Origin of the sequence: Thermocatellispora tengchongensis, assembly GCF_014202315.1 — a bacterium.
Taxonomy (GTDB): Bacteria; Actinomycetota; Actinomycetes; order Streptosporangiales; family Streptosporangiaceae; genus Thermocatellispora; species Thermocatellispora tengchongensis.
On record NZ_JACHGN010000003.1, the window covers coordinates 469,969 to 487,614 of the forward strand.

Sequence of the window (17,646 nt, forward strand, 5' to 3'; positions counted from 1 at the left end):
GACCGGCAGTCTATATGGGAGCGCTCCCACCGGAAAGGCGCTCCAGCCCCGCCCTGATCTCGCCGAGGAACGCGGTCGCCTGCATCCCGTTGACGTACCGGTGGTCGTAGGCCAGCCCGAGCGAGACCACCTTGCGCGCCCGGAAGCCGCCGCCGGCCTGTTCCACCACTTCGGAGCGGGGTGCGGTGAGCGCCAGCGCGCAGATCTGGCCGGGCGGCACCAGCGGCACCGCCATGATCACCCCGTCGGCGGGGTGCAGGGTGAGGGTGATCGCGCCGCCCGCGAGATCCGCCTCGGTGAATGAACCGTTCATGGCGGTGGCCCGGAACCGGGTCAGCTCCCGCGCGATCCCGCCCGGCCCCAGCCGGTCGGCGTGCCGCACCACGGGGATGAACATGCCCCGGCCGACATCGATCGTGACGCCCACGTGCGCGCCTTCCGCCGGGCGCGCCCGCCCGCCGGCGACCGGCGCGGCGAACAACAGCGGGAAGCGGCCGAGCAGCCCCGCCACGGCGTCGATCACCAGCTCCGGCACCCCGATCAGGGTCCGCTCGCTCCGGCTCAGCTCGCGGGCGCGCGACAGCGCCCCGGTGACGTCGATCCGCATCACGGCGTACGCGGCCGGGATCTCGCGGTGGGAGCGCGTCACCACCTCGGCGATGCGGCGCTGCACCCGCGGGACCTCGATCAGATCCAGGCCCTCCACGTCGGCCCGCCGCACCACGCGCAGGCCCAGCGCCCGCACCCGCTCCGGCGGGATGCCCCGCTCCTCCATCAGCCTGCGGGCCGGCTCGGTCACCACCGGGCCGCCGTCCGGCCCGGCCCCGCCCGGCCCGGCCCCGTCCGGCCCGGCCCCGGCCTGCGCGGCGCCGGCCTGCGCGGCCGGCTCCCCGCCGCGGTCCCCGGCGGCGTCCGCGGCGTGCTCCCGGGGGCGCTCCCCGGGGTGCTCGCCGCCCTGCTCCCCGGGTTGTTCCCCGGATCGCTCCCCGGATCGCTCCCCGGCCTGCTCGCCGGGGGCCAGCAGCCGGGCGATGGGCTGGCCCGGCGCGCACTCGGCGCCCTCGCGCACCAGGTGGCGCAGCACGCCGCCGGCCTCGGCGGCCAGCTCCTCGGCGGCCTTGGAGGTCTCCAGCACCGCGACCGGGTCGCCGGCGCGCACCTCCTGCCCGTCGCCGGCCGCCCACTCCACCAGCACGTAGCTCGCGTCGTTGGCGTTCAGCCTGGGCACGCGGATCTCGATCACGACAGGGCCTCCAGGATCTCGCGGTGGACGCGCTCCGCCTGCGGCAGCACCTCGCGCTCCAGGTGCGGGGCCGCCGGGATGACCCGCTCGGCCGCGCCGATCAGCGTGATCGGGCGGCGCAGCGCGGGCCACAGGCGCGGGTGCAGCACCCGGGCCACCTCGGCCCCCCACGACCCGCCCGGGGAGCCGTCCTCCACGACGCACACGTGCCCGGCGCGCTCGAGTCCCGGCAGCTCGGGCAGCGGGTACAGCCGGGCCGGCACCAGCAGCTCGCAGGCCACGTCCTCCTCCAGCAGCAGGGTGCGCATGGCCTCGATCACCCGGTGGGCCACGCCGCCGTGGGCCACGATCGCGCAGTCGGGCTCGGCGCCGGGCAGGAACACCCGCGCCACGTCGCCGCGCACCTCGTGGTCGAACAGCCCGGCCACGGTCCCGCCCTCGGGCGCGGGCAGGGTGTAGAGGACCTTGTCCTCGAACAGCAGGCACGGCCGCCGCGCGGCCAGCATCCGCTCCAGCAGCTCACCGGGGTCGTGGAACGGGGTCAGCTCGTAGACGTCCAGGCCCGGGACCCCGATGAAGTGCTTGTGCGGGCTCTGGCTGTGGGTGGGCCCGTAGCCGCGGTTGCCGCCGCTCGGGCAGCGCACGATCAGGGGGAGCGGCACCCGGCGGCCGTACATGGCGGTGGACTTGGCGGCGAAGTTGACGAGCTGGTCGAAGGCGAGCGCGGCGAAGTCGGCGAACATGATCTCGACGATGGCCTTGCCCCCGGCCAGCGCCAGCCCGGCGCCCGCGCCGACGATCGCGCCCTCGCTCAGCGGCGTGGACCGCACCCGGTCGCCGAACCGGGTGGACAGCCCTTTGGTGATCTTGAACGCGCCTCCGTACGGGTCGGCGACGTCCTCGCCGAGCAGGTACACGTCCGGATCGCGGGCCATCAGCTCGTGCAGCGCCAGGTTCAGCCGCTCGCCCATCCGCACGGCCCTCACCGGTCCTCCCACACCGACGGCGGGCGCGCCGACACCTCGGCGACGACCCGCTCGACCAGCTCGCGCTGCTCGCGGTCCAGCTCGTCGAAGCGCGCGCCGTACGCGGCCCGCAGCCGCGGGTGCCAGTCGTGATCGGCCGCCCGGCGGATCTCCTGCGGCGGGCGGGTGTCGTCGCCCTTGCTGTGCGGGCCGAGCCGGTGCGTGACGAACTCCAGCACCGCGGGCGCGGGCTCCGCGCGCATGGCCGCCACCACCGGGCCGGCCTGGGCCCGGATCTCGCCGAGGTCGGTCGAGCGTACTGTGAGATGCCGTACGCCGAACGCCGCCGCGCGCCCCGCGATCGTGCCCGCCATCTGCGCCGAGGTGGGGGTGGACTGGGCGATGCCGTTGTGCTCCACGACCACCAGCAGCGGCAGCCGCCACAGCGCGGCCAGGTTGAGCGCCTCGTACACCGCCCCCTCGCCCCAGGTGCCGTCGCCGATGTACGCGCAGGCCAGCGCGCCGGTGCCGGCCAGGCGCAGCGCGACGCCGGCGGCGACCGGCAGGCTCTCGCCCTGCACGCCGGTGGACAGGAAGCGGCGGTGGTAGATGTGCTGGCTGCCGCCCACCCCGGCGCACAGCGCGCCCTCGCGCCCCATGATCTCCGCGAGCAGGGCGTGCGGCTCGGGGTGGCGGGCCAGGAAGTGGCCGTGGCCGCGGTGGGTGCTGAAGACGAAGTCGTCCTCGGCGAGCAGCGGCCGCAGCGCGACGGGGACGTACTCCTGGCCGAGGCAGGTGTGGGTGGTCCCGCTGAGGGCGCCGGCCTCGAACAGGCGCAGCAGCGCCAGCTCGAAGTGCCGGATGAGCAGGAGCAGCCGCAGGTCCTCCTCCTCAGGGGGAGCCTCAGGGGGAGGCTGCGGGCGCGGGCCGGGCGACCGGCCGGTCTTCAGGGTCACGTGCGCTCCTCGTGTCGCGTGCGGGAGCGCTCGCGGCGAGCCTAGGCAGGGCCGGCCGCGGCCGTCAACGACGCTTCCGAAAGTTGCTGTCGTATGCCGATAAATTTCGGGAGAAATGCCTCGGACACCTTGACGTGACATGTCCGGAATCCATAATCTCCAGGCAGTGGGAGCGTTTCCCAGGTCCGTATGACCTGGTATGCCACGGCCGGGCCGCAAGGCCCGGCCGCGGAGTCTTCGAGACCTCGAAGCCAGCGTAGACCGGCGGTTCAACCGATCCCGCAGCGGTGGGCGCACATCCTTCCGCCGGGCCGGCGGCGGCCGGGAACCGTCGTCCGAGTGCCGAAATCGAAACAGGCGGGCCGCGTTCGATTTGGCCCGAAAACTTTCGGAGAGCCATACCGGAAAAGGGAATCATGGCGTGAGAGATCAGCGCGCGGACGTCCCGCGAACCGTGCCGGAGCTGCTGCGGCTGCGCGCCGGGCAGGAGCCCGGGGCGACGGCCGTCGTGGTGGACGGCCAGGGGGAGCTGACGTTCGCGGAGTGGGATCGCAGGTCCGGCGCGGCGGCGCGGGGGCTGCGCGCCCGCGGGGTGCTGCCGGGCGACCGCGTGGGCCTGCGCTTCGGCGGCGACTGGATCGGCTTCTGCGTGGCCACCTGCGCGGTGCACAAGGCGGGGGCGGTGGCGGTGCCGGTCTCCGACCGGCTCGCGCCGCCCGAGGCGGCGTACATGCTGGGGCACTGCTCGGCGGTGGGGGTGGTGCACGGCGCCGGCGCGGGCCCCGCGTACGACGCGGGCTGGGCCGCCCCGGTCGAGGAGCTGGAGCGCGACGGCGGCGCGGGCGGAGCAGACCCGCCCGGCGTGCGGGTGCGCGCCGGCGACCTGGCCCAGATCCTGTACACCTCCGGCACCACCGGCAGGCCCAAGGCCGTCGCCGCCACCCACGCCAACCTCACCCACGGCTGCGAGACCCGCCCGAGCCGCCGCAGGTTCCGCCACTCCCGGCACCTGCTGCACGCCTTCCCGATCGGCACCAACGCGGGCCAGATGATGCTGGTCCACGCCCTGGACGCCCACCCCGCCATGCTCACGCCCGCCCGGTTCACCCCGGCGCGCTTCGCCCGGCTGATCGAGTCGTACCGGCCGGGCACGGTGTTCCTGGTGCCCGCGATGGCGATGGAACTGCTCAACGCCGGGCTGCAGGACCGCCACGACTTCTCCGGGGTGCTGCTGCTCGGCTCCGCCGCCGCGGCCCTGCCGCCCGCGCTGGCGGTCCGCCTGGCCGCCGCCTTCCCCAACGCCAAGATCGCCAACTACTACACCTCCACCGAGGCGGCACCGGCCCAGACCGTCATGATCTTCGACCCGGAGCGCCCCGAGGCCCTGGGCCGCCCCGCCTTCGGCGCCGCGCTGCGCGTCACCGACGAGCGGGGCAGGCCGGTGCCGCCCGGGGAGCCGGGGGAGATCTGGCTGCGCTCGCCCGCCGCCCCCCGCACGTACTACCGCGACGGCGACGGCGGCGTGTTCGCCGACGGCTGGGTGCGGATGGGCGACCTGGGCTACCTCGACGCCGACGGATACCTGCACCTGCTCGACCGGGAGAGCGACGTGGTCAAGTCGGGGGCGTACAAGGTCTCGACGCTGGCCGTGGAGGCGGCGCTGTACGAGCACCCGGGCGTGGCGGAGGCCGCCGTGGTGGGGGTGCCGCACCCGGTGCTCGGGGCCGCGCTCGCGGCGGCCGTCGTGCCCCGGGCCGAGGGCCCGACGCCCCGGGAGCTGCGCGCGTTCCTGACCGGACGGCTGGCCCGGCACGAGCTGCCCGAGCGGGTGGCGCTGGTGGAGTCGCTGCCCCGCAACCAGGCCGGGAAGGTGGTCAAGGGCAGGGTGCGCGAGATGTTCACGGCGGCGCCGGGCCGAGCGGAGGGAGCGTGACATGATCCGCGGCGATCTGGGACCCGCCTCGCCCGCCCAGCACGGCATGTGGCTCACCGAGCGGGTGGGCGCGGGGGGGCTCGTACACCACATGCCGCTCGCGGTGTGGCTGGACGGGCCGCTGGACGTGGAGCACCTGCTGGCCGACTGCGCCGCGATGGCCCGCCGGCACCCCCTCCTCGGCGCGGTGCTGGTGGAACGCGGCGGCGAGCTGCGCCTGGCGCCCGGCGCGGGCGTCTCGCCCATCGCCGTCGCCGAGTCGGAGGGCGGCTGGCTGGAGCGGGAGATCCGGCGCGGCTTCGACCTGGCCAGGGGGCCGCTGGCCAGGTTCACGCTGGTGCGGCTCGGCCCCGGCCGGCACGTGCTGCTCGTGGTCGTGCACCACGCCGTCTTCGACGGCGCGTCCAAGGACATCCTGCTGCGCGACCTCGCCGCCGCCTACAACGGCCGGTCCACGCCCGTCCCCTTGCGCGCGTACGCCGAGGCGGCGGCCGAGGAGCGCGCCCGGATCGAGGCCAAGATGGCGGGCGCGGCCCGGTTCTGGCGCCCCCGCTGGCGCGAGACCGGCGAGCTGGCGCTGCCCGGCCTGGTGCGCCCCTCGGTGCGGCCCGGCCCCGCCGAGGCCGTGGACCTCGTGCTCGGCGACGGCCTGGCCGACACCGCCAAGCGGCTGAAGGTCACCCGGTTCGAGCTGCTGCTCACGACCCTGCACGTGCTGCTGCGCGCGTACGGCAACGAGCGCCCGGTGGTCGCGGTGGACCTGTCCACCCGCACCAGGGCGAGCCGCGACCTGATCGGCCCGTTCGTCAACGAGCTGCCCGTCGCCACCGAGCCCCGGGGGACGTTCGCGGAGTTCGCCCGCTGGGTGCGCGGCGAGCTGCGCGCCATGTACGCCTACCGCGAGGTGCCCATCGCCCGCGCCCTGGGCGGGATCTCCCCGCGCAGCGCGCTCGCCCCGGTGTCCTTCAGCTACCGCCAGCGCACCGCGCCCGGCCCCGTCTTCGCCGGGCTGGAGACCAGGGTGGAGTGGATGATGGCCAACGGCGCGGTGCGCAACACCCTGCACCTCCAGGTCGTGGACGGCCCCGGCGGCCCGGCGGCGCGGCTGCTGTTCAACCCCGAGCTGCTGTCCCGCGACGACTGCGCGCGGATCGGCGAGGACCTGTGCGGGCTGCTGCTGGCCGCGGGCGAGCACCCGGGCGCGGCGCTGGAGGACCTGCCGCTGCCCACCCGCGTCGCCGCCGCGGCCCAGGCGCCCCGCGCGGACACCGGACTCCCCGCGTACGCCGAGGGGGCGGACGCGGGGCTCATCGGCGAGGTCTGCGCCATCTGGCGCGAGGTGATGGCGCTCGACGCCGTCGAGCCGGGCGACGACCTGTTCGACCTCGGCGGCCACTCGCTGACCATCACCGAGATCATCGGCCGGGTGCGCGACCGGATGGGGGTGGAGGTGCCGTTCGAGGTGTTCATCGACGACCCGACGCCGACGGGCGTCGCGGCCGAGATAGCCGCGCTGCTCGGCGGCGACGCGGAGGAGGACCGATGCTGAGGGAGCGCCTGGCGCGGATGATCTCCGAGGCCGGCGACGGCGAGATCTCCGCCGCCGAGATCCTGGCCGACGGCGGCTCGCTGACCGCGCTCGGCCTCACCTCCCTGGCCGCCCTGCGCCTGATCGACGCGATCGAGACGGAGCTGGGGGTGGAGGTGGACATCGACGCCGACCCGGAGGCGCTGGAGAGCCTGGACGGGCTCACCGCGCACGTCGCCGGGCGCCTGACGAGGTCACCGCGATGACCGCCGCCGGCGCCGTACGCGCGCCCGTCACCGTCGCGTTCGCCGGGGCGCGCGGCGGGGAGTCCTCGCTCACCTGGGGCCAGGCGCAGATCTGGCGGGCGATCCGGCTGATGGGCGCGGGGGAGTGCTTCCTGAACCGGCCCTGGGTCCTGCCGGTGCACGGCAGGCGCGACCTCGCCACCGTGCTGGACGCGCTGCGCGTGCTGCTGGAGCGCCACGAGAGCCTGCGCACCACGTTCGCCGACACCCCCGCCGGGGCGGTGCAGCGCGTGGCCAGGCACGGCGAGCTGCCCGTGACCGTGGTGGACGCCGAGCACGCCGCGGCCGAGGGCGAGCGGCCCAGGGACCTCGCCGCGCGCATCGCGGGCGAGCTGGCCCGAACGCCCTTCGCCCACGCCGAGGAGCCGCCGCTGCGCTGCGCCGTCGTCACCCGCGGCGGCAGGCCGATGGCGCTGGCCTTCGCCTTCTCCCACCTGGCCGCCGACGCCTGGGCCCTGGACCTGCTCGCGGCCGAGTGGCGGTCCCTGCTCGCGGGCGAGAGCCTGCCGCCGCCCGCCTGGCAGCCGATGGACCAGGCGGCCTTCGAGGCCGGGTACGTGTGCGCCGCGCGCTGCGCCCGCGCCGTGGAGTACTGGCGCTCGGCGCTGCGCGACGTGCCGCTCGACGTGTTCGACTTCCCGCCCGGCGAGCCGGACGACCCGCGGTTCGTGGAGGTCGTCATGGAGTCGCCGGCGCTGGCCGTGGCGGCCGAGCTGCTGGCCGCCCGGTGGACGATCAGCACCACCAGCGTGCTGCTCGGCGCCTGCGCGACCGTGCTCGCCGGGGTCGCCGGGCGCTCCCGCGCGGTGATGCAGCTCGTGACCGCCAACCGGCGCGATCCCCGGATCAGCCGCATGGTCGGCACCGCGGGCCAGGACGGGCTGTTCCTGCTCGACCTGCCCGAGACCGGCCTTACTCAGCCCGGCCTCACCCAGCCCGGCCTCACTCAGCCCGGCCTCACCCATTCCGGCCTCACTCAGCCCGGCCTCACTCAGCCCGGCCTCACCCATTCCGGCCCTACTCAGCCCGGCCTCACCCCTGCCGGGCTGGCCGGCATCTGCCGCGCGGCCCACCGCCGGGCGCTGGTGGCCTACCGCAACGCCCACTACGACCCGGCGGCCATGGACGCGATGCGCGCGGAGATCGGCCTGCTGCGCGGCCGGGAGCCGGACCTCGACGCGTTCTTCAACGACAGGCGGGCGATCGGCGGCTGGCCCAACCGGCCGGCCGTCGCGACCGCGGCCGAGCTGGCCGTGCTGGCGGGCAAGACCCGGACCCGCGTGTCCGGAGCCTGGCCGGGGGTGCGGTTCAAGGCGTTCTTCACCGTCGGCACGGCCACCCACACCGGTGAGCTGCACCTGCTCACCGACACGGCGTACCTGCGGCGCGAGGCGGCGGAGTCGATGCTGCGCCAGGCCGAGAACCTGCTCGTCGGCGCCGCCGCCGAGATCCTGGAGGAGGGCGCGTGACCGGGCCGGGCGGGGGCGCGACCGCCGCGATCGTGGGCGCGGGGCTGTCCGGGTCGCTGCTCGCGCTGTTCCTGGCCCGGCGCGGCTTCCGGGTGGAGGTCTTCGAGCGCCGGGACGACCCCCGCGCGGGCGGCAAGCAGGACGCCGAGGGCCGCTCGATCAACCTCGGCCTGTCGGCGCGCGGCATCCGGGCGCTGCGCCGTGCCGGGCTGCTCGGCGAGCTGTGGCCGCACACCGTGCCCATGCGCGGGCGGTTCATCCACGCCCCCGGCGGCGGGACCGCCTTCCAGCCGTACGGCACCGCCGAGCACGAGATCCTGCACTCGGTGCGCCGCGACGTGCTCAACGCGACGCTGGTCGAGGCCGCCGAGACCCGCGCCGGGGTGCGCTTCCGCTTCGGGCTGCGCTGCCGCGACCTGGACCCCGAGACCGGCACGCTGACGCTGACCGGCGAGGTCACCGGCGAGACCCGGCAGGTGACCGCGGACCTCGTCGTCGGGGCCGACGGCGCGTTCTCCGCCGTGCGCCGCCTGATGCACCGCGGCAGGCCGGCCGAGCTGCGCCAGGAGTGCCTGGAGTGGGGCTACAAGGAGCTGACCATCCCGCCCGCGCCCGGCGGCGGCCCCCGCACCCCGATCGAGGCGCTGCACGTCTGGCCGGCGCACCGGGCGCTGATCGTCGCCCACCCCAACACCGACGACTCGCTGACCGGCACGCTGTTCCTGCCCCACGAGGGCGAGGGGAGCTTCGCCGAGATCCGCTCCGGCGCCGACGCCGAGCGGTTCTTCGACGCCCGCTTCCCCGGCGCCCGGGAGCTGATCCCGGATCTCGCCGGGGAGTACGAGGCCAACCCCGTCGGCAGCCTGGTCAGCGTGCGGACCTCACCCTGGTCCGCCGCCGGCCGGGTGGTGCTGGTGGGCGACGCCTGCCACGCCGTCTACCCGTTCTACGGCCAGGGCATGAACGCCTCCTTCGAGGACTGCGTGGTGCTCGATGAGTGCCTGGCCGCGCATCCCGGCGACATGGGCGCGGCGCTGCGCGCGTACGAGGGGCTGCGCCGCCCCCACACCGACGTGCTGGCCGAGCTGTCGGCACGCAACTTCCTGGAGCTGCGCGACGGCCTGCGCTCACCGGCGCGGATGCTGCGCGCCCGCGCCGACCTGGTGCTCAACCGGGTCTTCCCACGGGGGTGGAAGCCGTTGTACACGATGATCTCGCACACCACCATGCCGTACGGCGAGGCGCTGCGCCGCGCCCGCAGGCAGGACGCGCTGCTCGGCGCCGCCACGGCCGCCCTGGCCGCGGGCGCCGCGCTGGGCGGGACGTGGGCGGCCCGGCGGGCGAGGAGGACCCGTTGATCCGCCACCCCGACCACCGCGACCTGACGCTGCTGGAGACGCGCGACGTGGACGCGCTGCGCGCCGTGCGCGAGTGGATGGACGACTACCTGTGCCGCCCGCTGGCCGAGCTGGGCCGGCGCGGCCCGGTGTGCCCGTACACGCAGGCGTCGCTGGACCGGGGCCTGGCCTACCTCGCGGTGCGCCCCGGCCGCCCGGCCGACCCGGGCGAGGTGGCCGAGGCGCTGCGGCCGTACCGGGAGTGGTTCATCCGGCTGGCCCCGCCCGGCGACACCCGCTCCATGCACGCCACGATCATGGTGCTGTTCCCCGACGCGCTGGAGGAGGACCTGCCGGTCATCGACGCCGCGCAGGCGCTGCTGAAGCCGGCCTACGTCGCCGACGGGCTGATGATCGGCGAGTTCCACCAGGGGCCGCCGGACAAGCCGGGCCTGTGGAACCCCGACCTGCGCCCGCTGGCCAGCCCGGTCGCGATGCTGGTGATCAGGCACATGGTCGCCACCGACTTCCCGTTCCTGCGCGAGGACCGCGCGCAGGTGCGGGCGTACCTGGACCGGTTCGGGCACGACGTGCCCGCCCACCTGGACGGCGCGGTGCGCGCCGCCATTGAGAACGCCACCTGAGTTCGACGACATCACCTGAGCTCGAACGCACCTGAGTTCGACAACCCCACCTGAGTTCGACGACGCCACCTGAGCGGAAGGCCGCGACGTGCCCCTCGACCTGCCCCCCGACGAGGCCGCCGACCTGCGCGCGGGCCGCGCCCCCGGCGCCCACCTCGACCTGGTCCACGCCATGGTGTTCCGCGCCGCGGTGGCCGGGCTGCGGCTGGGCCTGTTCCGCGCGCTCGAAGACGGGCCGCGCGAGCCCGGGGAGCTGGCCCGCGAGCTGGGGGCCGACCCCTTCGCCCTCGGGGTGCTGCTGCGGGCCCTGGAGTCGGGCGGCTACGTCGCGGAGGGGCCCGGCGGGTACGCGCGCACCCCGGCGGGGGAGTGGCTGAGCGGGCCGGAGTCCGGGTACGGCGCGGTGCTGGACTTCTGGCACGAGGCGCTCGGCGAGCTGTGGCGGAACCTGGAGGACACCGTGCGCGACGGCGGTCCCCGGCGCGACTTCTACACCTGGCTGGAGGCCCGGCCCGCGCTGCTCGCCCGGTTCCAGCGGATGCAGCGCGACCTGGCCGTGTGGCTGGGCGAGGAGGTGGTGGCCCTCGCCGGGCCCCCCGAGGGCGCGGCCCGGCTGCTGGACCTCGGCGGCGGGCACGCGGCGTACAGCATCGCGTACTGCCGCCGCCACCCCGGTCTGGCCGCCACGGTCCTGGACCTGCCCGCCGCCCTCGGCCCCGGCCGCGCCGCGGCGGCGGCCGAAGGGCTCGCGGGCCGGGTCGCGTTCCTGCCGGGCGACCTGCGCATCGACGAGCCGCCGGGCGGCCAGGACGCGGTGCTGCTGTTCAACGTGCTGCACGGCTTCCCCGCCACGGTCGCCCGCGCGGTGGTGGAGCGGGCGGCGCGGGCGCTGCGCCCCGGCGGCAGGCTGCTGGTCCTGGAGACCCGCGCCGACCCGTGCGGCGGCGTGCGCGACACCGCGTTCACCCGCGGCTTCGAGCTGAACCTGGTGCACACCCAGGGCGGGCGGCTGCACCCGGTGGAGCTGCTGTGCGAGTGGCTGGCCGGGGCGGGCTGCGCCGCCCCGGCGCGGTACGACCTCACCCGCTCGGCCACCCACGTCCTGCTCGCCGCCGACCGCGCCGGGTAGCCCGCCCTCAGGGGCGGGCCGGCTCCGCCGCGGGCGCGCCGTCCCCGGACGGCGCCGCGTCGGGCACCTCGCGCTCCAGCCGCCGCAGCGCCGGGACCAGCAGCACGACCGCGCCCAGCAGGACCAGCAGCAGCCCGTCCGCCAGCATCACCGCCGCCAAGCCGCGCTCCTCGCCCACCCCGACCAGCGCCCCCAGCGAGCCCGCGAGCGCCTCGCCGGGCCGCAGCGCGGGCCCGAGCACGCTCTCGGCCAGCGGCGCGGCCAGCAGGTACGCCGCCGGCATCGCCACCTGCCCCAGCGTGTGCGCCGTGCCCATGACCCGGCCCAGCGCCGCGGGCTCCACCTTGCCCTGCAGCACCGTCGTCACGGTCCCCTGCACCACGGGCAGCGTGAACAGGAACGCCGCCGCGGCCACCCCGACCACGGCCGGCGACCGCCACGGCGCGTGCAGGACCAGGGCCACCCCGCCCAGCGCCATGAACAGCGCGACGCCCGGCACCCGCCGCCTCGGCCCGCCCCACGCGCCCATCGCCAGGCCGCCCGCGAACAGGCCCGCCCCGCCCGCGAACATCAGCACGCCCAGCGTGGCCGCCGAGGAGAAGGACAGGATCAGCGGCTGCACCAGCACCCCCGCGACCCCGAACAGGAAGTTGTACGCGGTGAGCGTGAGCACCAGCGCCAGCAGCGGGCGGCGGGCGCGCAGGAACCCCAGCCCGTACGCCAGGTCGGCCCCCAGCGAGACCCGCTCGGAGCGCTCCGCGGGCCGCAGCACCGAGGCGGGCAGGCTGACCAGCAGCAGCGTGCCCATGGCGACCGCGAACGAGCACAGGTCCAGCACCAGGACCCCGGTCATGCCGACCGCGCCGAGCAGGGCGGCGGCGGCCAGCGGCGCGGCGATCTGGATCGCCATGGCCCCCTGCATCAGCCCGTTGGCCCGGCCCAGGTGCCGCTTCGGGATCAGCAGCGGCGTCATCGCCTGGTACGCCGTGAGGTGGAACACCCCGCACGCGGCGCTCACCGTCGCGCCGGCGTACACGTGCCACACCTGGAGGGCGTCGAAGTGCAGCAGCGCCGCGAGCGCGGCGGTGGACGCCGCCGCCAGGCCGTCGGTGAGCAGCATCACCCGGCGCCGGTCGAACCGGTCGATCACCACCCCGGCGAACGGCCCGGCGACCACGCCCGGCAGCATCGCGCTGAGCATCGCGAACGCGAACAGCGTCGCCGACCCGGTCGTCTGGAACACCCACACGCCCAGCACGAAGGAGGTGACGCTCGACCCCACCGAGGACACCAGCGAGGCCGCCCACACCCCGCCGAAGCGCACCAGGTCCCGCCGGGCGGACGCCCCGTCCCCGGCCACGGTCCCGTCGCCCGTCCCGGTCCCGCCCGCCGCCCCTGTCCCGTCTCCTGCCCCGGGCCCGGTCACGGCCGCACCGTCCGGGGCGGCAGCAGGCCGGCGGCGGCGAAGGAGTCCAGGTAGCGGCCGATCAGCCACACGCCGTCGGGGGCGTGGGCCACGCCCGCGCCGGCCAGCCAGCCGGCGCTGCGCGCGCAGTCGAACTCCGGGCGGGCGAAGCGCGGCTCCTCCTCCGGCAGGCCGGGGGCGAACGGCTCCATCGCGACCGGACGCCCCGAGGCCAGCCGCTCCAGGACCGCGGCCCGCCAGCGGGACCACGGCACGGTCTCGGCGGGATGGCCGCGCTCGGTGAGCAGCGCCGCGATCCGCTGGTAGCCGACGGTCGCCGGGTTGAAGTAGTGCAGGTCGTGATCCGGCGGATGCCCCGACGCCAGGGCCTCGGCGATCCCGGCCGCCACCTGGTTGACCGGCGAGACGTCCTCCTTATGCGCCAGCGCGGGCACCATGCCGAGCTGGGCGCAGGTGATGAGCAGGCGGCTGAAGTAGTCGCCGGGCGCGCCGATCCCGGTACGGGCGTCGCCGCCGATCCTGGCCGGGCGGTGCACGGTCACCGGCACGCCGCGCGCGCGGGCGAGCCTGGCCAGCCGGTCGGCGACCCACTTGCTCTGGTTGTAGCCGCCCGCCAGCCCGCGCGGGTCGTCGGGCGGGTCGGACTCGGTGACCGTACGCTCCAGGAACGCCTCGCCGAGGTACACGCCCAGGGTCGAGACCAGGTGCACCGGCACCCCGCCGCCGAGCGCGGCCAGCCGCAGCACCTCCACGGTGCCGGAGACGTTCGCCGGGCGCAGCAGCGCGTACGGGCGGGCGAAGTCCACCAGGCCGCCGTTGTGGCAGATCGCGTCGATCCGCCGGGCCAGGCCGGCGAAGTCGCCGGCGTCCAGCCCGAGGCGCGGCGCGGCCAGATCGCCCGGCAGCGCCGACAGCCGCGGGTCGCCGGCCACCCACCCCAGCCCGTACGCGGCCAGGTTCTCGCGCACCCGCCGCAGCGCGTGCTCGGGCGAGCCGGCCCGCACCAGGCAGACCAGGTTCCCGGCCGTGCGGCCGAGCAGCTCGGCCACGAGGTGCGCGCCGAGGAACCCGGTGGCGCCGGTGAGCAGGAACGTCCACGGCCGGGGCCGGGCGGGGGCCCGCGGCCCGGCCACCACGTCGTCGGGCAGGGTCGCCTCGGCGAGCAGGTCGGGCGGCTCCTCCACCTCCGGGGCCCGCCCGGCGCGGCGGGCCTCCACCAGCTCGGCCAGCTCGGCCAGGTCGGCGGCCTCGAACAGCTCGCGCGGCGACGGGCGCACGCCCAGCTCCGCGCCCACCCGGGCGGACAGCTCGGCGATCCGCAGCGAGTGCCCGCCGAGCGCGAAGAACGAGTCGCGCCGGCCCACCCGCGCCACGCCCAGCAGGTCGCCCCAGATCCGGGCGAGCGCCGTCTCGACCGGGCCGCGCGGCGGCTCGAACCCCGCCTCGCCCGGCCCGGCGGGCGCGGCCTCGGGCAGGGCGGCGTAGTCGGTCTTGCCGTGCCGGGTGCGCGGCAGCCGGTCCAGCCGGACGAAGGCCGAGGGCACCAGGTAGCCGGGCAGCCGCTCGCGCAGCAGCCGGCGCAGCTCGGCCGGGTCGCCGCCGGTGACGTACGCGACCAGCCGCAGGTGCCCGTCGGGCCCCGGCACGGCCGTGACCGCCGCCTCGCCCGCCTGCGGCAGCGCCGCCAGGGCCGCCTCGACCTCGGCCGGTTCGACCAGATGGCCGTGGATCTTCACCTGCCGGTCGATCCGGCCCAGGAACTCCAGGTTTCCGTCGGGCCGCCACCGCGCCAGGTCGCCGGTGCGGTACATGCGCGCGCCCGGAATCCCGGAGAACGGGTCGGCCACGAACCGCTCGCCCGTGAGCACCGGGTCGCCGAGGTAGCCCAGGGCCAGGCAGTCGCCGCCCAGGCACAGCTCGCCCGGCGTGCCGTCGGGGGCGAGTCGGCCCCGGCGGTCGCGCACGTACGCGCGCACGTGCGGCAGCGGGCGGCCGATCGGCAGGTACGCCGCGTCCCCGAGCCCGGCCCCGTTCACCGTCTCGTACGTCGTGGCGCACACGGTGGCCTCGGTCGGCCCGTAGTGGTTCACCAGCCGGACCCGGCCCCCGGTGGCCCGCGCCCACGCCCGCACGGCCGCCACCGGCACCCGCTCGCCCCCGACCATCATCAGCCGCACCGGCCAGTCCGAAGGGACGACGGCGAGCTGCTCCGGGTCACCCGGGCCGTCCATGCCGGCCAGGTCCTCCACCCACTGCCGCCACAGCGGGGCCGCCGCGTCCACCGCCGTCACGCCGCGGGCGGCGCAGAACCGGATCAGCTCCTTGCCGTCGATCAGGGCGGGCTCGGTGTGGAACACCAGCGCCGCGCCCGAGGTCAGCACCGGGAACAGGTCGCCCACGGACGCGTCGAAGGTCAGCGGCGGCAGCGCCAGCACCCGCTGCCCGGGGCCGAACCCGTGCGCGGCCACGAACGACGCGGTCAGCCGGGACAGCGTCTCATGGCCGACCATGACCCCCTTCGGCCGCCCGGTCGAGCCCGAGGTGTAGATCACGTAGGCCAGGCCGGCGCCCGTGGTGCGGGGCGCGGACCGCTCGCGATCCACGACGTACGCGCCGGAGTCGTCGGCCAGCACCGCGCACGCGCCCGCGGCGCGCAGGATCTGCCGCAGCCGGGCCGGCGGGTGGGCCGGGTCGAGCGGCAGGTACGCGCCGCCCGCCTTGAGCACGCCGAGGATCGCGGCCACCGCATCCGGTCCCGGGGGCCGGATCACGCCGACGACCTCCCCGGGGCCCACGCCGGCCTCCACCAGCTCGGCGGCGATCTCCCCGGCGCGCCGCTCCAGCTCGCCGTAGCTCAGCTCGCGCCCGTCGCCGCCGAACACGGCCGGCGCGTCGGGGTTCTCCGCCGCGCGCCGCGCGATCAGCTCGTGCACCCGGGGCGGCTCGCCGTCCTGCTCCGGGACGGCGGCGGGCGTACGGGGGCGCGCCAGCTCGATGTCCCACACGCGCGTCTCCGGCCGCTCGGCCATGGTGGCGAGCACGCGCAGCACGTGGTCGCGCAGCCGCGCGGCCGAGCGCGGCTCGAACAGCGCGGTGGAGTAGTCCAGGTCCAGCTCGATGTCCTCGCCGAGCACGACCTGCAGGGTGAGGTCGAACCGGGCGGCCGGCGGCGGGGTCTGCCACTCGCACACGCTCCAGCCCGGCACGCCGTGCTCGAACCGGGTCGCGGGCCGCAGCACCAGCATGACCTGGAAGACCGGGTTGCGGGCCGGGTCTCTGGGCGCGCCCGCCAGCTCCACCACCTGGTCGAATGGGAACCCCTGGTGCCGCAGCCCGGCCAGGAACGCGGCGCGGGTGCGGCGCAGCAGCTCGGTGAGCGTGGGGTCGCCGCGCAGGTCGGCGCGCATCGCCAGGGTGTTGGCGTACATGCCGGCCGAGCGGACCAGGGCGGGCATGTCGCGGTTCGCCGCGGGCGTGCCGATGACCAGATCCTCCACGTCGCACACCCGCGCCAGCACCGCCGCGAAGGCGGCCTGGAACACCACGTACGCCGTGCACTTCTCGCGCCGCATCAGCTCGCGCAGCCCGGCGGCCACGCCGGCGGGCACCCGGGCCGAGCACCGCCCGGCGGGCCCCGGCGGCTCCCCCTGGACGGGGGCGCGGCGCGGACGGTCGGCGGGCAGCGGCAGCAGCGGGGGCGCGTCGCGCAGGTGCTCGCGCCAGTGCTCCCGCCCGGCGCGCAGCCACTCCGGATCGCGGCCGGCCAGCCAGGCCGCGTAGTCGGGGAACTGCGCCGCGGGCGTCGCGGGCTCCGGGACCGGCTCGCCGGTCACGGCCGCGCGGTAGCCCGCCAGCAGCTCGTCCGCCACCAGCCCGATCGTGGCCCCGTCGGAGACGATGTGGTGCATGACCACGAGCAGGACGTGCTCCTCCTCGGCCAGGCGGAGCAGCGCCACCCGCAGCAGCGGCGCGCGGCCGAGGTCGAACGGCGCGGTCACGATCTCGGCCGTACGCCGCCGCGCTGCGGCCTCGGCCTCGGCGAGCCCGCCCCCGTCCGCGCTCGCCGGGCTCAGGTCCTCGACCTGGAGCAGGCCCTCGCCGGTCAGGTCGTGCACCACCTGCCGGAGCCGGCCGTCCACCTCCTCGATCGAGGTGCGCAACGCCTCGTGCCGGCGCACCAGCGCGGCCAGCGACCCGCGCAGGGCGCCGATGTCGATCGGCCCGGAGACGCGTATGCCCTGCCACAACAGGTACGTCGCGCCGCCGTGCCCCGCGTGCTCCAGGAACCACAGCCGCTGCTGCGCCGGCGTCAGCGGCACCTCGCGCGCCGGATCGCGAGGCGGAATCGCCCGCCCACCCGGCCGCCTCCCACGCCCCGAGCCGCCATCGCCCGGCCTCCCGCGCCCGGAGCTGGCATCGCCTGGCTTCCCGCGCTCGGTGCCGCCATCGCCTGGCTTCCCGCGCTCGGTGCCGCCATCGCCTGGCTTCCCGCGCTCGGTGCCGCCATCGCCTGGCTTCTTGTGTCCGGAGCCGGCATCGCCTGGCTTCCCGCTCCCGGAGCCGTCATCGCCCGGCTTCCCGTGCCCGGAGCCCGCATCGCCCGGCCGCGACTCGCCGCGCTGTGCCGGGACCTCACCCGATCCCGGCGCACCCTGACGCGCCGGGCCGTCGCCCGCGCCTGGTTCGCCGTGGCGTTCCGGGCCCTCGCCCG

Annotated in this window: 12 protein-coding genes; 7 read left to right on the forward strand and 5 right to left on the reverse strand. The window is 76.6% G+C overall.

From position 1 onward, the window contains the following. Nucleotides 1-10: 10 nt before the first annotated feature. Genes HNP84_RS55905 through HNP84_RS08490 form a run of 3 tightly spaced genes read right to left on the reverse strand, consistent with a single transcriptional unit; the run spans nucleotide 11 to nucleotide 3,164 of the window. Complete coding sequence (locus HNP84_RS55905) at nucleotides 11-1,243, reverse strand: 2-oxo acid dehydrogenase subunit E2 (RefSeq protein ID WP_185048815.1); 1,233 nt, start codon at nucleotides 1,241-1,243, stop codon at nucleotides 11-13. After that, nucleotides 1,240-2,229: an alpha-ketoacid dehydrogenase subunit beta gene (locus tag HNP84_RS08485; RefSeq protein WP_312924139.1), complete on the reverse strand. Its 990-nt coding sequence runs from the start codon at nucleotides 2,227-2,229 to the stop codon at nucleotides 1,240-1,242. The genes HNP84_RS55905 and HNP84_RS08485 overlap by 4 nt, the downstream gene beginning before the upstream one ends. Continuing rightward, nucleotides 2,226-3,164, reverse strand: coding sequence for a thiamine pyrophosphate-dependent dehydrogenase E1 component subunit alpha (locus HNP84_RS08490; protein ID WP_312924141.1), 939 nt, complete (start codon nucleotides 3,162-3,164; stop codon nucleotides 2,226-2,228). The genes HNP84_RS08485 and HNP84_RS08490 overlap by 4 nt, the downstream gene beginning before the upstream one ends. 421 nt (nucleotides 3,165-3,585) lie before the next feature. Here HNP84_RS08490 and HNP84_RS08495 point away from each other — a divergent pair, with 421 nt between their 5' ends. The 7 genes from HNP84_RS08495 (at nucleotide 3,586) to HNP84_RS08525 (ending at nucleotide 11,509) form a co-directional block, all read left to right on the forward strand. Further along, complete coding sequence (locus tag HNP84_RS08495; protein WP_312924142.1) at nucleotides 3,586-5,097, forward strand: class I adenylate-forming enzyme family protein; 1,512 nt, start codon at nucleotides 3,586-3,588, stop codon at nucleotides 5,095-5,097. Nucleotide 5,098: 1 nt separating this feature from the next. Continuing rightward, nucleotides 5,099-6,646: a condensation domain-containing protein gene (locus HNP84_RS08500; RefSeq protein ID WP_185048818.1), complete on the forward strand. Its 1,548-nt coding sequence runs from the start codon at nucleotides 5,099-5,101 to the stop codon at nucleotides 6,644-6,646. After that, a complete protein-coding gene (locus tag HNP84_RS08505) occupies nucleotides 6,640-6,891 on the forward strand; it encodes an acyl carrier protein (protein WP_185048819.1) in 252 nt (83 codons plus the stop codon). Before HNP84_RS08500 ends, HNP84_RS08505 begins: the two co-directional genes overlap by 7 nt. Continuing rightward, nucleotides 6,888-8,399 (forward strand): condensation domain-containing protein, encoded by a 1,512-nt coding sequence (locus HNP84_RS08510; protein ID WP_185048820.1) that lies wholly within the window; start codon nucleotides 6,888-6,890, stop codon nucleotides 8,397-8,399. The genes HNP84_RS08505 and HNP84_RS08510 overlap by 4 nt, the downstream gene beginning before the upstream one ends. Next, nucleotides 8,396-9,757: an FAD-dependent oxidoreductase gene (locus HNP84_RS55910; protein WP_312924144.1), complete on the forward strand. Its 1,362-nt coding sequence runs from the start codon at nucleotides 8,396-8,398 to the stop codon at nucleotides 9,755-9,757. The genes HNP84_RS08510 and HNP84_RS55910 overlap by 4 nt, the downstream gene beginning before the upstream one ends. After that, complete coding sequence (locus HNP84_RS08520) at nucleotides 9,754-10,380, forward strand: DUF6875 domain-containing protein (RefSeq protein ID WP_221335985.1); 627 nt, start codon at nucleotides 9,754-9,756, stop codon at nucleotides 10,378-10,380. Before HNP84_RS55910 ends, HNP84_RS08520 begins: the two co-directional genes overlap by 4 nt. Nucleotides 10,381-10,468: 88 nt before the next feature. After that, entirely contained in the window at nucleotides 10,469-11,509 is a 1,041-nt protein-coding gene (locus tag HNP84_RS08525; RefSeq protein WP_185048822.1) for a methyltransferase, read from the forward strand. A 7-nt stretch (nucleotides 11,510-11,516) separates the two neighbouring features. On the opposite strand, the gene HNP84_RS08530 is transcribed toward HNP84_RS08525, so the two are convergent. Beyond that, nucleotides 11,517-12,935 (reverse strand): MFS transporter, encoded by a 1,419-nt coding sequence (locus HNP84_RS08530; RefSeq protein ID WP_221335986.1) that lies wholly within the window; start codon nucleotides 12,933-12,935, stop codon nucleotides 11,517-11,519. Further along, the gene (locus HNP84_RS08535) at nucleotides 12,932-17,254 is read right to left on the reverse strand and encodes a non-ribosomal peptide synthetase (protein ID WP_185048823.1); all 4,323 of its coding nucleotides are present in this window, start codon (nucleotides 17,252-17,254) and stop codon (nucleotides 12,932-12,934) included. Before HNP84_RS08535 ends, HNP84_RS08530 begins: the two co-directional genes overlap by 4 nt. Nucleotides 17,255-17,646 lie beyond the last annotated feature (392 nt).